This is a genomic window from Arthrobacter sp. R4-81 (assembly GCF_054792365.1).
In genome coordinates this window covers 770,597-784,189 of sequence record NZ_CP096445.1, presented here as the reverse complement: position 1 = coordinate 784,189, position 13,593 = coordinate 770,597, and the positions used below count along the sequence as shown (strand labels likewise).

Annotated in this window: 10 protein-coding genes and 1 pseudogene; 2 read left to right on the top strand and 9 right to left on the bottom strand. The window is 58.6% G+C overall.

Features of this window, described 5'->3' with window-relative positions:
- Positions 1 to 28 precede the first annotated feature (28 nt).
- Entirely contained in the window at positions 29 to 502 is a 474-nt protein-coding gene (locus M1E05_RS03715) for a GNAT family N-acetyltransferase (RefSeq protein WP_461164468.1), read from the top strand.
- 45 nt (positions 503 to 547) lie between these two features.
- On the opposite strand, the gene M1E05_RS03710 is transcribed toward M1E05_RS03715, so the two are convergent.
- Together M1E05_RS03710 and M1E05_RS03705 are read right to left on the bottom strand one after the other, a co-directional pair.
- Complete coding sequence (locus tag M1E05_RS03710) at positions 548 to 901, bottom strand: homocysteine S-methyltransferase family protein (protein ID WP_461164467.1); 354 nt, start codon at positions 899 to 901, stop codon at positions 548 to 550.
- A gap of 1,484 nt (positions 902 to 2,385) precedes the next feature.
- Positions 2,386 to 3,387 carry a hypothetical protein gene (locus tag M1E05_RS03705; protein ID WP_461164466.1) on the bottom strand — a complete coding sequence of 334 codons (1,002 nt, stop codon included), beginning with the start codon at positions 3,385 to 3,387 and terminating at the stop codon, positions 2,386 to 2,388.
- A gap of 703 nt (positions 3,388 to 4,090) precedes the next feature.
- Between M1E05_RS03705 and M1E05_RS03700 the strand changes: the two genes are divergently transcribed.
- Complete coding sequence (locus M1E05_RS03700; RefSeq protein WP_461164465.1) at positions 4,091 to 4,999, top strand: DNA adenine methylase; 909 nt, start codon at positions 4,091 to 4,093, stop codon at positions 4,997 to 4,999.
- Here M1E05_RS03700 and M1E05_RS03695 read toward each other — a convergent pair.
- From M1E05_RS03695 to M1E05_RS03665, 7 genes and pseudogenes are all read right to left on the bottom strand, one after another.
- Positions 4,950 to 6,461 (bottom strand): hypothetical protein, encoded by a 1,512-nt coding sequence (locus M1E05_RS03695; protein ID WP_461164464.1) that lies wholly within the window; start codon positions 6,459 to 6,461, stop codon positions 4,950 to 4,952. The two genes, M1E05_RS03700 and M1E05_RS03695, sit on opposite strands and share 50 nt — an antisense overlap.
- A gap of 377 nt (positions 6,462 to 6,838) precedes the next feature.
- Positions 6,839 to 6,985 carry a hypothetical protein gene (locus M1E05_RS03690; protein ID WP_461164463.1) on the bottom strand — a complete coding sequence of 49 codons (147 nt, stop codon included), beginning with the start codon at positions 6,983 to 6,985 and terminating at the stop codon, positions 6,839 to 6,841.
- Between the two features lie 806 nt (positions 6,986 to 7,791).
- The gene (locus M1E05_RS03685; protein WP_461164462.1) at positions 7,792 to 8,136 is read right to left on the bottom strand and encodes a hypothetical protein; all 345 of its coding nucleotides are present in this window, start codon (positions 8,134 to 8,136) and stop codon (positions 7,792 to 7,794) included.
- 15 nt (positions 8,137 to 8,151) lie between these two features.
- Positions 8,152 to 9,372 (bottom strand): hypothetical protein, encoded by a 1,221-nt coding sequence (locus tag M1E05_RS03680; protein WP_461164461.1) that lies wholly within the window; start codon positions 9,370 to 9,372, stop codon positions 8,152 to 8,154.
- Between the two features lie 160 nt (positions 9,373 to 9,532).
- Positions 9,533 to 10,105 (bottom strand): annotated as a pseudogene (locus M1E05_RS03675) (ABC transporter ATP-binding protein); the annotation flags it as partial.
- Between the two features lie 377 nt (positions 10,106 to 10,482).
- Positions 10,483 to 11,955: a Re/Si-specific NAD(P)(+) transhydrogenase subunit beta gene (gene pntB / locus M1E05_RS03670; RefSeq protein WP_461164460.1), complete on the bottom strand. Its 1,473-nt coding sequence runs from the start codon at positions 11,953 to 11,955 to the stop codon at positions 10,483 to 10,485.
- The gene (locus M1E05_RS03665; protein ID WP_461164459.1) at positions 11,952 to 13,508 is read right to left on the bottom strand and encodes a Re/Si-specific NAD(P)(+) transhydrogenase subunit alpha; all 1,557 of its coding nucleotides are present in this window, start codon (positions 13,506 to 13,508) and stop codon (positions 11,952 to 11,954) included. The genes pntB and M1E05_RS03665 overlap by 4 nt, the downstream gene beginning before the upstream one ends.
- Between the last annotated feature and the right edge of the window lie 85 nt (positions 13,509 to 13,593).

The window sequence follows — 13,593 nt, the reverse complement described above, 5'->3', positions numbered from 1 at the left end:
GGCGCGGGGGCGCGGTAAATTTGAGGTGATGATTCAGATTGACCGGGACGACCCCGCACGAGCCGATGTCCACCAGCTCCTGAGCGAGCACCTGGCCGACATGTTCGCCACCTCGCCTGCCGAAAGCGTTCACGCCCTGGACCACTCCGAGCTGTCCGGGCCAGGGATCTCGTTCTGGACAGCGCGCGAGGATGGGAATCTGCTGGGGTGTGGCGCTCTCAAGCTTATGGACTCTGTGGCCGGCTCCCCGGGACATGGCGAAATCAAGTCCATGCGGACCACGACAAACGCACGGGGACGGGGCGTTGCCACCCTCATGCTCCGGCACATCCTCGACGACGCCCGGACCCGAAACCTCGAACGCATCTATCTGGAGACCGGAAGCGAGGACTACTTCGCTCCCGCCCGGCGCCTATATGCCCGCCACGGCTTCACGGAGTGCCCGCCCTTCGCGGACTACGTCCTGGATCCGAACAGCGTGTTCATGGAGCTTCGCCTGTAGGGAAAGCATTCCGCGGGCGAACTAACGTGACGTCGGTAAACCTGGCTAGGTGTAGTCGTAGCTGGTGTATCCGAGGCTAGGAGCTTGGTCCGGCCCCATCGAGCCGAGGACGCAGCGCATGCGTCCTTCGGTTTTTTTCTGCCGCTTCGGCGCGTCGCGGGCGATCTCCGCGCCCTTTCGACGAGCTTCGATTCGGTCGTCGATGCCGTAGTCGAGAGGTTGGACCAGTTCGCGCCAAGGGTGTTGGTTTCTACCGGGTCGATGCCCACCGCGACAGCAGGCGTCATGGATGTCCTCGAAAACATCTGCATGCGTGGCATTGAGGATCTCATTACAGCCTTCCCGCCCCAGAAAATCTGCCTCAAGGGACAGCTCCAGCCCCTGCAGCATCGTGCTCATGCCCGTCTGCAATTACGGCCCGGTGGTTCAGCGCATCCAGAAGCGCTGGGAGCGGACGGGAAGGGGGACGGAGTATATGTCATGCGCAGAACGAGGCAACTAGCCAAAGCTCGGCGGGGGCATGAAAGATTGCGCTTTGTTCCTGTGTACCACGACGTTAGCCGCATGGGCAGTGGGTCTTCCCCTGTTGGGCGGTTCGCTTCAACCGATCATAATTGCCCTAGGTAAATCTGGTCTAGCGAGGCATATGGTCATCACAACCTTTGGGATGCCACTGCACAACAAGCCGGTTGCCCTTATGACTTCGCAGTCGGATGGCGCAGTGGATGTTGGCTGAAATAGAAAGTGCCCCGGAAAAACCGGGGCACTTGAAGTATAGTTCGAGCCTATTCCGGACAACCAACAGAGGCGCTTAGCGCTAAGGCGAGGTCCCCACGGCCACTAGTGAATAGCATTCACGGCTCGAAACGACCGAAGCTTGCTCGCCAACTTCTATTCTTGGTGTCTTCAGGTGTGGAGTGCGACTCTACACCGTCCTTCCAACTCACAAGGTGAGCCGGATCCCTAATAGAATACGCTGCGGCCCTGCACGATTGCAACTAATTTCGCTTGCCATCGGGACGCCGGCGTCTCCGCTGTGGCTTTTTGCCTCCGCCACGCGCGGGCTCCGGCGCTGGGGGCCGCGGGGCGGTATCCTCGCGCCGAGCGGAGACTCCGCTGCTCTGTCCTCCTCGAATATGACCGTCCGGGCTCACATTGGCGTATGCACCCGGACGGAAGCTCCAGCATTCGACTAGCGAGGAAAGCCGTGACGGATTGGCTGCTGCGCTCACGTCCCAGTGGAAGCCCTTCGGAAGTTCACAATTGGCCACAATGAGGGCTTCCTGACCATGCATCGCATTTGGCTGCTTCCACGTCCGCGTGCCTTCATCAATAAGCTTGGTCGGTTTTCCATGGACTTGTTCAAACTCCTCCCGACCCTCCAGCGGCGTAAGCCCGGACCAGTCTCGGTGCGGCGCGAACATGTGTAGCGGCAGGACCCGACAATCGCGATACGTCTCGATATGCGCCGTGCCGAGCCACTCGTCGAACTCTTGAAAGAGAGCTTCTGTTGCTGTGCTGCCGTCGAACTGAGCGAAGTAAACTTTGTAACGCACTACCCTCGCTAGAGCTGCAGACGTTCTGGACGAGAGCTCGCCGATAGGGTGGAGTCGAATCCGGGCCTTGCCAGCTTGGAAGACAGCATAGTGCCCGCGGTGGATGAGTCCGTAGAGGCGATTAGCTTCCCAGGGCTCTAAGATTGGCAGCTTCCTACCGGGCTCGTCCCGCCGCTCACTGAATCGCTCAACCGTTCGAAAGATCTTTATGTCCTGCCCACGATTTGTTGCCCCCGCGCGCAGCTCCTGGATCCACCTTGATTGGGCCTGCGTCTCCGAAACCTTCGGAGGCGCGACAATGCAAATACCCGTGACCTCCATGGCTTTTTACCTCTCCGAGTGCGTGGGCACGCGAAGGATCACGGCCATCTCAATAGAAAGTCGGCTCAACTCATCCGCCGTCATCGCATCGATGTAACGATGTGCCAAACGTCTCTCGCGCTCCACCTCCCGTTCGGGCTCGACCGGGTTGTCCGCTCGTCCTACCAAGTCCTTTGGAACATCGAGGTTGGCCGCCAGGAAGACGGATCGAAGCTTGTTCGCGGCGTGGCTCTTAAGGTGAGCGTTCCATAGGCTGCGATACAGCCGAGGAAGGGCTACCGTGGGGCCGCTCGTCCGGACCCACTCTTCAAGCCGTTCCTTATCGTGATCAGAGACTGTCTCCTGAACGTGGACGAACTCCTGTCGAAGATCGTTCATGTCTTCAGCCGAAAGTGTCGGCATGACGAGGATATCTGCGCGGTCCCTTTCGGAGAGAACGCGCGCCCGCCCGGTGATCTCATCCCAAACGTACGTCTTCTGCGAGGCGTAGTCGAACATGGCTTGCCAGAGATCTTGACGTATCCGACTCGTGCCCGCTGGGTCCAACATACCCGGTGCCGTCCGCGGATCCATCTCAACGAGATGAGGCTGCAAGATGCGTACGACCTCTCGCGGGCGCACACCTTCCGTTGCCAAGAGGTTCGGGAACTGAGTAACGAGATGCCAGATGTTGGGGGAACCGTAGTCCGCTTCACGAAACTTCTTTGACGAGAGCTCAAGCAGTCGGTTCTTTAACACGGGCACGGCCATCGATGTCCACTCCTTCTTGGAGCTTTCTTGCGCCCGCTGGAAGGCCTTCAAGATCAGTTCTTCAACTTCGCTGGACGGGCGCAAGGCTTCGACACCGTCGACGAGCGTAGATACAGCTTTCGGCACGAGCCAGCCTCGGCGGGCGGCTCCCTCGCCGACCAGCTTCGTCGCTTCTGTCGCGACCTCGTCTTCCGTCTGCCCCAGCAGCTCAGCGACTTGGGCGAGCGAGGCGCTGCCGAATCGAGTGTCATTTTCCATACACTGAGATTAGCGCGAACAAGCGCCTTGCTTGTAAGTAACTAAAAAGTTATCACTGCAAGCAACGATGTGCACACCCGGGGCTTACTAAAAAGTTCCGATTACTTCCTCGCCACACGATCGGAAGTACCATCTGCACAGAAGAGAAACTGCAAGCTTTTCGACTTCAGCAAATAACTAAACGCTACGAACATAACCAGCCCCCACAAGCAATATAGGGGGCGCACCCTTCCACTGGATGTACTCCGCGTCAGGCCGTTTCTTTGCCATTCAAGTCGAGTGCCTTGCTTTGAAGCTGTTGGTGAAGATTGCATGGACGCGACGGTTAATAACCGACCCCATGCAGAAACGCTGTGACCCGGCACGGGCTCCGTTGACCTTCACGACCTGGATCGAACCGAGCCGCCAGCGCCGCAGCCCCGTTCGACCTGCCGCGTTCAAAGCAACTGTGAACAAGTCCGGCATGTCGACCAAGACAACTACCCCTTACGGGTAGTATCCGTTACATGAGAGATCTCCTCGCCTTGAGCGACGCGGACCTGACCGACCTTGATCGTGCTCTACGCAATGAGCGGCTACGTCGACAAGGAGCTTGGAAGCATTGCGAGGGCTGCCAGGACTCATTCTTGGGGCGCGGAGACGCCCGCTTTTGTTCAACCCGGTGCCGCGTAGCTGCCCACCGCTCTATGAACCAGGGAACTCATTGAGCAATTCCCTAACCGTTCTGGCCTCGCGACGGTACGGCGCACTCTCACCCCTCCGCTATCCGGGAGGCAAAGCTTCCCTGGCTGGGCTTTTTGCTGATCTCATAGGAAAACTTGGACTAAGACAAGCCAGATACGTTGAGCCGTACGCCGGTGGCGCCGGTGCTGGTATTGCCCTCCTCCGGGAAGGCATCGTAAACGACCTCGTCATCAACGACATCGACCCCGCTGTCCACGCCTTCTGGCATTCGGTCGTAAACAACAATTCCCTATTTATTGAACTGGTGAAGTCAACGCCGTTGACCATTGCGGAGTGGCAGCGGCAGCGCAAGATATATCGGACTGGGGACCAAGGTGACAAGCTCAGCCTAGGGTTCGCATTCTTCTTCCTCAATCGTACAAACCGCTCCGGAATATTGAACGCAGGTGTCATCGGTGGGCAAAAGCAGGACGGCAACTACAAAATAGATGCCCGATTCAATCGAGAGACCCTAGTCGAACGCATTGAAACGATCGGCGCTTTGGCTGAGCGCATAACCGTCACGGATTTGGATGGACGCACTGTCATCCAGCACTACGGGAACGATAAAGCAACCTTCATGTACATTGACCCCCCGTACGTGGAGGCAGGCTCCCGGCTATACTTGAATGCTTTCGACGGCCGCGATCACCAAGCACTAGCATCTGTTGTCAATACGATCGAAGCCGCGCATTGGCTAATGACGTATGACACCGCACCTTTGATTGAAAGCCTTTACCGGGGAAATTTTCAGTGCAGGCTTGAAATCACGTACTCAGCACATAACCCCGGCAAGGCAGAGGAACTCTTAGTTGCATCCCCACTGGTTGGTGAAGCCGTCAGTTCCCTAATGAGGCCTGCTGGACTGGAGGCCGCAAGAGGTGCCTGATTATTGGGCCGACGAGCTTCCAACCTTCGCGTACATCGTCGGCAGACACGGCGGCATCTGAGCTGTGTGCTACAAGATTGAACCACTGGATGGACCCAGGTTTCTGGGCATTGCCCGACTGTATGGAGTTGATAGTGTTCCGCAATGCTTTAACACTGCCGTAGGACCTAGAGACTTGTGCAAAGACTGCGTTGAGCTCGCCAGTTACGGGGGTCGACGAAGATTCGAAGTGAACTTTGATCGTGGACTCCAAAACCGACCGCAGTAAAATTGCTGTGGCTGTCGGCAGGTTTGACAGGCTGATCTTTCTCAACTCGAAGTATCGCAACTTGAGGTTCAAGGGAGCACTCTCGTAGGCTAGACCGCTCAGATCGAGCACATCCCGCGTATCTGGATGATTCGGTCCGCGGTTTGCGGCGTCGACCGGCGAGGGGGTGGGTTTGGGCGAATTCACAGGATTGGCTGCGCCGCGATATTCACCACGGACAGCCGAGGGCTGGGGATAGACTGGCTCCGCTGACGTCATTGAGGGCAAGTTTTCCACCGGCGCTGCAGGTGAAATTCTGCTATCAGAAATTCTTGCTAGGAATTTCTCGTGTTCCTCGCTCGCCTTCTTGAATTCGAGTGAACGCGTATTCAATCGGCCTGCTCGGAACTCACTAAGCAAAAACTCAAGTGCGCCTAGATTCCGCGTCATCAACGTCGCAGCGACTTTTTCTGCTGGCAGGGAGGCCGGGACAAGGCTCCCATCTTTGTTGAATGCTACTCCGATAGAAGAGGCAATGTCCTTGTTCCGATATGCATATTCGAATGCAGACATGCGAAGGTCGTCACTGGCCGCATATTGGCGCAAACTATGATCCGAAAATGGGGCGGCAGCCAAGAAGCGCCGCATAACGGCCATTTTGATGAACCGAACGACGTTGACGCCGGGGTACTGGGCTTTGATCCCTTCGACAGTGGTCTCGTCGTCAAGAAGTGAATAGTAAAAAGTGGCTTGCTGGTCGAGGCTCCAAGGCTTTTTCGACAGTCCAGTATGGAGTCGCGCGATGTGTGGTGCCGCCATGACTCGATCCGTTGCCACCAGCACGCGAATTCGCTTGGGCAGGTTCTGCGCCTCGACGGCGTATCGCTTCAGAAGCGTCCGGACATCTTGCTCATGACCGGGGATTAGCGTCGGGTCGTTGAGCGCTTTCAGTGCACTGACCCGACGGTTGCCCTCAAGAACGATGTACGATGTCTTGCCCGACCCGCCCTCCTCGGCGATTACAATCGGCACCTCGTTGTCGAAGTAACCGTCCCGGAGGATTAGAAGTGCAGCTCCCATAACGTTTTCTGAAGCGAAAAGGTATTTCAGCGCACTTGCTTCATCACCGCGCTTAGTGGGGATCCGATAGTTTTCGAGATCGAGGCCTAGGTCGTCAACGTCTACCTCTACGATTGGTAACTGCTCGTACGCCATGCCATGCCTTTCAATGATTCGAAATCTTCGCGCGTGCTACTCAATCATGGGGACACGGAAGTCGCTATTTTCCTACCGTAGTCCCCCTACCTCCTCGGGGGGACGCCATGACACATAGTAGCCGCTAGTTTCTACGTGAAATTGGAAGTGTTGTGGGCCCGGTTATCGGTACAGGCGCGCAGCACTCCCGTAGCCCGTATCGGCTCGGTGGTTCAGCATCGATGCTCATGTCGGCTCTGGTGGCGAAGGACCAACCTCCACCGGTGATGCGTAGGTTTTCGTGCTGCAGAAGGATTGGCGGCAGGCATACAGGTGCCTGCCCTTGTCGGGACGCCATAACATGAGCCTTACGTGCAAACTATGGAGACATTCCAACATCAACCCAATTGGGGAATCGGAACGACAAAGTGCAGCGACGCATGGGCCAGGCCAGGCTTGACGGCAGCCTGACGGAGCACTTGATCGGAGGCAATCCCGTCCACGATTTCCAGCAGCGCGACAGGTCTGACCGGAGCGAGAATCATTTCCCGACGGCTGCGACTACACGCTCAATAACCAAGGACTGGATGCCATGGTCATTGCCTACGTGCTTAATCCAGTACTGCTTTCCGTCCTCTGCCAGACCAAGAAATGGCCTACACCCAGAACTAGCGATCTGGAAAGCGGCCACAACCAGCCCGTCCCCGCTGGGCCGCGGCCAGTCAGCCAACAGTCCCATCCAGGAATTTCGAGACAGCCAGTCCACTCCCCCATCACTTGCCACGGTTAGACCCGTCTCCAATTACTTCGCAGTTCCCCGATCCGTCAGTGGATCAGGGTCATTCCCATTCTGGATTCTAGTCAGCTTGACCAGGGCCGGCGGTTCGTTGAAGTTCCGCAAAGAAGATCCAGCACATAGTTGATCGCCTTCTCGATGGCTCCGAGGAATCACCAGTAACGGATCTGGTTTCGGAAGCGTTGGCGCATTCTCTGGCCGAATCTGCAACGGGTCTTCGCCGGTGCCCGACTGGTTTTGCGCCACCTCCGAAGCGAATGACACCGACCGTAAACGCCTGAGTCAAGAGCGCAGACCCGCATAACCCTCCTGTAATCGCATCGGCAGCCGCACGCCCAGGGGCAAAACCGAGACAGGAGAGTCGCTGACGGAACTGCGTGCCCAGGTCCTCCGGGAATGGCATGAATCGTTAACCGAATTCCATCGCCGACGAGTGCCCGCAAGACCAAGTCAACACCCAGCACGAAGAATTCATGTTTAGAGGAAAGACCGCTAGCAGAACGTGCGCCCAGATTCCCGGGCCAGCAGGTCAATGGCGATGCGGCGCCTCATAGCTCATGACGCAGTATCGGACTCATCTCGCGCATCTAGGACAATCCTTTTGATGCCTGACTTAGTGCCATCTTCCTCCTGGTCCCCCCGGCTAACTCGACGAATCGTTCCCTTTACAGCAGCACGGATCGCGTCGGCAATCAGATCTGCAGAAACTGTTGCGCCCACAGTGATCGCAACTTCGAGCAATTCGGTCAGTCCAAAGCCGTGACCCTCATCAGTCGGGCGGACATCAACCATGATGTCCGCGAGTTCTCCTGTTCCTTGCCAGCAAAACCCTTCCCTGACCACGTCCACGGCTTTCAGGTCGATATCCGCTTCGACCTGCACGACAATTTGAGTATTCATGATAAATCGCTTTCATCAAATGGCATTTTTGTTACGTCTATTAATATAGCGGTTGATAGCATTATGAGCTCGGTTCCTAAAGTCCTCGACAGATATATCCGGGGCTGCTTCTAGAATTGTATTGATCAGCGACTGAGCACCGTCCCGCCCTAGTCGCCGTAGTCGCCATTTGGCATCGAGCAACAATAGAGTGCCCGCACCTTCCTCCCGAGACAAGGCCGGATTGTCAGACCCGTGATGCTTCACGACGATCTCCACCCGACGTTGCCGCTCTCGCAGCTCGCTCTGCATCCAATCTATATCGTGACTCCAGTCCCCTTCTTCAAAGATAAGAATCTCACCCACCACTCGGTCAAGAGCCAAGATGTCGAAAAGCCATCGAATGGCCATGAACCATTTCCATACACTACTTTCGGTCTTCGCGACTCGCTCGAAGGCAAAAGAATCACATGCAAATTCTTGTTCTGATACAGGTGTACCTTCAGGGAAGGACAGGACAAGGTGGCCAAACTCATGCGCCAGAAGAAACTCAATTTGAATCTGAGTTACAACTTGAGCCAGCCTAAAGTCTTCGATCGAGTTGGGCCTGACAACTGGGATTGCCGTCGGGTTCGATCGTCGGTGCAAGCGGGCAATGTAGTTCATAGCATAGGATAGGAAGCTGTCTGACAAATCCGACAAGAGGGTCTCACTCAAGTCGGCATCTATCAGTCCTTCCTTGTACAGCTCCCAGGCTCCAGAATTAATGAGGAAGACGTTGAGCCGCAATAGATATTCTCGGGTTATCGCAGAAAGTCTAATTTCCTTGGATTTTGGATTTGTCCATGCAAAGAGTCGATTATCCAACGTAAGCTGAACGGTTGCGTCCAGAGCATTTTCAAAGGCTTTCGAAAATTCTTCTCTAAGGTCTTCGGCATAAAATGTTAGCCACTTTGGCTTCTTCGTAACGTTTCCGCGATCCACGTCAACAATGGCTTGAAGCAGAGCACTTTCACTCCAACTATCAAGCACCTCCCGTTCTTGGGGTCCAGTTACTGGCCCGGGAAAGACTAGCGATGATCGGATAAGAGAATGCAAAACTAGTACTTCCCGAACGGATATAGTCGACGAAGGCATGGCATTCAGGACATCGCTGACTGTCGATCCCTCCGATTCGGCAGCATGCCGAAAGAAGCCATCCATGTCAATGATGACCTCTCGTTTCGGATCCTCGGAACCGTTTGTTTCCCCATTCATCGCATTAGCCTATACACACGCCCGCTCGAATCGGCGCAAAGCGCAAAGCGCAAATAGTGAACATAAGACTTCGCATGAGTTGGCGGACCAATCACAACAGTCTTAAATCCGCTTTAGGGGGCATCCAGCGGTCTTTTCACGAGTGGGTCGCGAAGTATGCCTAAACCTCCGTCACGGGAGCCGCGAACTGGGCCTCGTACAACCGTGCAGAAGCCCCGCCTGCAGCCAGCAACTCCGCGTGCGTTCCCTGCTCCACGATCTCACCTGCCTCCATCACCAGGATGAGGTCGGCGTCGCGGATCGTGGACAGGCGGTGCGCAATCAAAACGAAGCCCGGTCGGACCGCAGCGCACTCATCGCCTTCCGCACCGGTTCGCGTGTCCACGGAAGATGTCGCCTCATCCAGGATCAGCACCGACGGCCGGGACAGGAACGCCCGCGCAATCGTCAGCAACTGCTTCTCCCCCGCCGACACAGTGGAACCCTCATCGTCCAAAACTGTGTCGTACCCTCCGGGCAGGGACCGAACAAACCTGTCCACATACGTCGCCTGCGCAGCCTCCAGGATCTCCGCCTCCGAAGCCTCCGGCCGGCCGTACCCAATGTTGTCCCGGATCGTCCCGCCGAACAGCCACGTATCCTGCAGCACCATCCCCATCCGCGAGCGCAGCTCGTGCCGCGTCATCGAGGTGACATCCACGCCGTCGGGCGTTATCCGCCCGGCGTCAATCTCGCAGTGATCAGCGACCGACCACGCTGACACCCTCCGGCAGCGCTGGTGTTTTCGCCAAGTGGCTTGCCGCGTTATGCATCCCCGGATACGCCGGCAGTTCGTGCCGATGGTCGAGCAGGTACTCGTGCCGGTAGTGAAGGCCAATCCAGGGTGAAGCGTCGAAGGCGTCAATACTAGGAATTTCCCACGCGGCAGAATTCCCGCTTGTTTCTGGCGGGGCGGGCGGAAAGGATCGAACCGCGCCTTGGCGAATGCGGTTGTGCGGCGCTCGATCCTGGGGCATGGTTTTGTCCTCATCTCCCTTGGGGGCTGATTGATCGTACGTACGCCTCAAGCGCGGAAGGATGAACCGCAGGAAGCCCATGACGTGCTTTCTGTTAGAACGCTTTGAGGATGTCTTCGACGCGGGTTTTGGCGTCGCCGAAGAGCATTTGGGAGTTGTCGCGGAAGAACAGTGGGTTTTGGACGCCGGCGTATCCTGCGGCCATGGAGCGTTTGAACACAATGACGTTTTCTGCTTCCCAGACCCGCAGGACAGGCATCCCGGCAATGGGGCTGCCCGGGTCTTCGGCGGCGGAGGGGTTGACGGTGTCGTTAGCGCCGATGACGAGGACCACGGAGGTATCGCCGAGGTCTTCGTTGATTTCGTCCATTTCCATGACGATGTCGTAGGGGACTTTGGCTTCGGCGAGGAGCACGTTCATGTGCCCCGGCAGGCGCCCCGCGACAGGGTGGATGCCGAACCTGACATTCACACCCTTCTCCCGGAGCTGGTGGGCGAGTTCGGCGACGGGGTATTGGGCCTGTGCCACGGCCATGCCATAGCCGGGGGTGATGACGACGGACGAGGCGTTGGTCAGCATTTCAGCGGTGGCCTGGGCGGTGATTTCGCGGTGCTCGCCGTACTCTGCGTCCGCCGCGGCGGGGGCTGCGATGCCGAAGCCGCCGGCGATCACGGAGATGAAGGATCGGTTCATGGCCTTGCACATGATGTAGGACAGGTAGGCGCCCGAGGAGCCCACCAGGGCACCGGTGATGATGAGCAGGTCATTGTTCAGCAGGAAGCCTGCCGCAGCGGCGGCCCAGCCGGAGTAGCTGTTGAGCATGGACACCACCACGGGCATGTCGCCGCCTCCGATGGAGGCCACCAGGTGCCAGCCGAGCCCGAGGGCGAGGAGGGTGACGACGATCAGGAGCCAGAGCTGGGAGTCGTTGACGTACCAGATGGTCAGGGCGATGAAGGCGGCAAGGGCGCCGAGGTTGATCGCGTTCTTGCCCGGCAGCATCAGGGGTGAGGATCTCATCCGGGCGGAGAGTTTCAGGAACGCCACGATCGAGCCAGTGAAGGTCACTGCGCCGATGAACACGCCGATAAACACCTCGGCGTGGTGGATCGCTGTCAGGTCCGGGGAGAGGTCTGGGGCTTCGAGGTGCCCGTTCCAGCCGACCAGGACCGCGGCGAGACCAACGAAGCTGTGCAGCAGGGCGATCAGTTCGGGCATGCCGGTCATTTCGACTACGCGGGCGCGCCAGAGCCCGATCGCCCCGCCGACTATCACCGCGGCGACGAGCAGGCCCATGCCGGTGAGGCCGGCGCCGGTGCTCCAGGCGTCCTGCAGGGTCAGCCAGATGGTCGCGGCCAGGGCGATGATCATCCCGGTGATGCCGTAGATGACCCCGGCACGGGCTTTCTCGTGCTTGCTCAGCCCGGCGAGGCTGAGGATGAACAGCAGGGCCGCGACGACGTAGGCCGCCCCCGCGATGGAGTCGGCGGTCAACGGACCGGAGACGGTGTCAGACACGGTAAGGCTCCTCGATAGAATTCCTGCTGCTTCGGTGGGCGCGCTCATGAACGTGCCTTCCCGGCCGAGAACATGGCGAGCATGCGCCGGGTGACGGCGAAGCCGCCGAAAATGTTAATGCTGGCCAGCAGGACTGCGACGGCGGCGAGGACCTGCATGACGATGTTGTCCGAGGTGACCTGCAGGAGGGCACCGACGACGATGATCCCCGAGATCGCGTTGGTGACGGACATCAGCGGGGTGTGCAGGGCGTGGTGGACTTTCCCGATGACGTAGAAGCCGACCACGATGGAGAGCATCAGGACCGTAAAGTGCTGGGGCAGCGGCGCCGGGGCGACCGCGTTGATCCCGAACAGCACCGCGATCCCTGCGGCAAAGAGCCCGGCCTTACCGGCAGGGCCCAAGCCGGTCTTTTTCGCCTTATCGGCAGCCCGCTCCTCGGCGTGTTTGGTTTCGGTCTGCACCGGGGCGGCTGAGACCTGGACCGGTGGCGGGGGCCAGGTCTTCTCGCCGTCGCGTACCACCGTCACGGAGCGCTGCACGACGTCGTCGAAATCGATCCGAAGCTGACCATCTTTGTCCGGGGTCAGGAGCTTGAGCAGGTTCACCATGTTCGTCCCGTACAGCTGGGATGCCTGGGCCGGGAGCCGGGCCGGGAGATCCGTGTAGCCCAGGATCACCACCCCGTTGTCCGTCACGATGCGTTCGCCGGCGACGGAGCCTACAACGTTCCCGCCCTGCCCGGCAGCCATGTCCACGATCACGCTGCCCGGCTTCATGCTGGCCACGTCTTCGGCGGTGAGTAGCTTCGGCGCCGGACGCCCCGGGATCAGGGCAGTGGTGATGATGATGTCCACATCCGCTGCCTGCTCGGAGTAAATTTCCGCGGCCCGCGCGTTATACGCCTCGGACGTCGCCTTCGCGTACCCGTCGGAAGACTTCATCTCTTCGGCGACCTCGACTTTGAGGTACGTCCCGCCGATGGATTTCACCTGGTCGGCGACCTCCGGCCGCGGGTCCGTCGCCCGGACAATCGCGCCCAGGCTACTCGCAGCGCCGATCGCCGCCAACCCCGCGACGCCCGCGCCGGCGACCAGGACCTTCGCTGGCGGAACCTTGCCCGCTGCAGTCACCTGACCGGTAAAGAACCGGCCGAACTCGTGAGCGGCCTCAATGACGGCCCGGTACCCGGCGATGTTCGCCATCGAACTGAGCACATCCATCGACTGCGCCCGAGAGATCCGCGGCACTGCATCCAGCGCCAACGCCGTGATCGGACGTGAAACCAGCGCCTCCACCAGCTCAGGCCGCAAACCAGGGCTCAACGACCCGATCAACGTGGCACCCTCGGCAAGGCGGGCAATCTCGTCCTCAGTGGGCGGATTGATCCGCAACACCACCTCGCTGCCCCACGCCTCATCGGCGCCCACAATCAGGGCACCCGCTTCGGCATAAGCCTCATCACGGAAGGACGCGGACTCCCCCGCACCCTTCTCGACCACAACCTCGTAGCCCAACCCCAGCAACTGCTTCACGGTGACAGGCGTCGCCGCCACCCTCGTCTCAGTGCCCAACTCGGCCACAATGCCAATACGTGTCACTATTTTCTTCTCTCTAAGATGTGATGCCCGGTCAACGCTGTCGGCGGGACACGCCGCGGAGACGGACGACGTCGGAGGCTGAGTA

Coding starts and splice junctions, on each gene's coding strand:
- M1E05_RS03715 (WP_461164468.1), top strand. CDS start 29: ATGATTCAGATTGACCGGGACGACCCCGCACGAGCCGATGTCCACCAG.
- M1E05_RS03710 (WP_461164467.1), bottom strand. CDS start 901: ATGAGCACGATGCTGCAGGGGCTGGAGCTGTCCCTTGAGGCAGATTTT.
- M1E05_RS03705 (WP_461164466.1), bottom strand. CDS start 3,387: ATGGAAAATGACACTCGATTCGGCAGCGCCTCGCTCGCCCAAGTCGCT.
- M1E05_RS03695 (WP_461164464.1), bottom strand. CDS start 6,461: ATGGCGTACGAGCAGTTACCAATCGTAGAGGTAGACGTTGACGACCTA.
- M1E05_RS03690 (WP_461164463.1), bottom strand. CDS start 6,985: ATGATTCTCGCTCCGGTCAGACCTGTCGCGCTGCTGGAAATCGTGGAC.
- M1E05_RS03685 (WP_461164462.1), bottom strand. CDS start 8,136: ATGAATACTCAAATTGTCGTGCAGGTCGAAGCGGATATCGACCTGAAA.
- M1E05_RS03680 (WP_461164461.1), bottom strand. CDS start 9,372: ATGAATGGGGAAACAAACGGTTCCGAGGATCCGAAACGAGAGGTCATC.
- pntB (WP_461164460.1), bottom strand. CDS start 11,955: ATGAGCGCGCCCACCGAAGCAGCAGGAATTCTATCGAGGAGCCTTACC.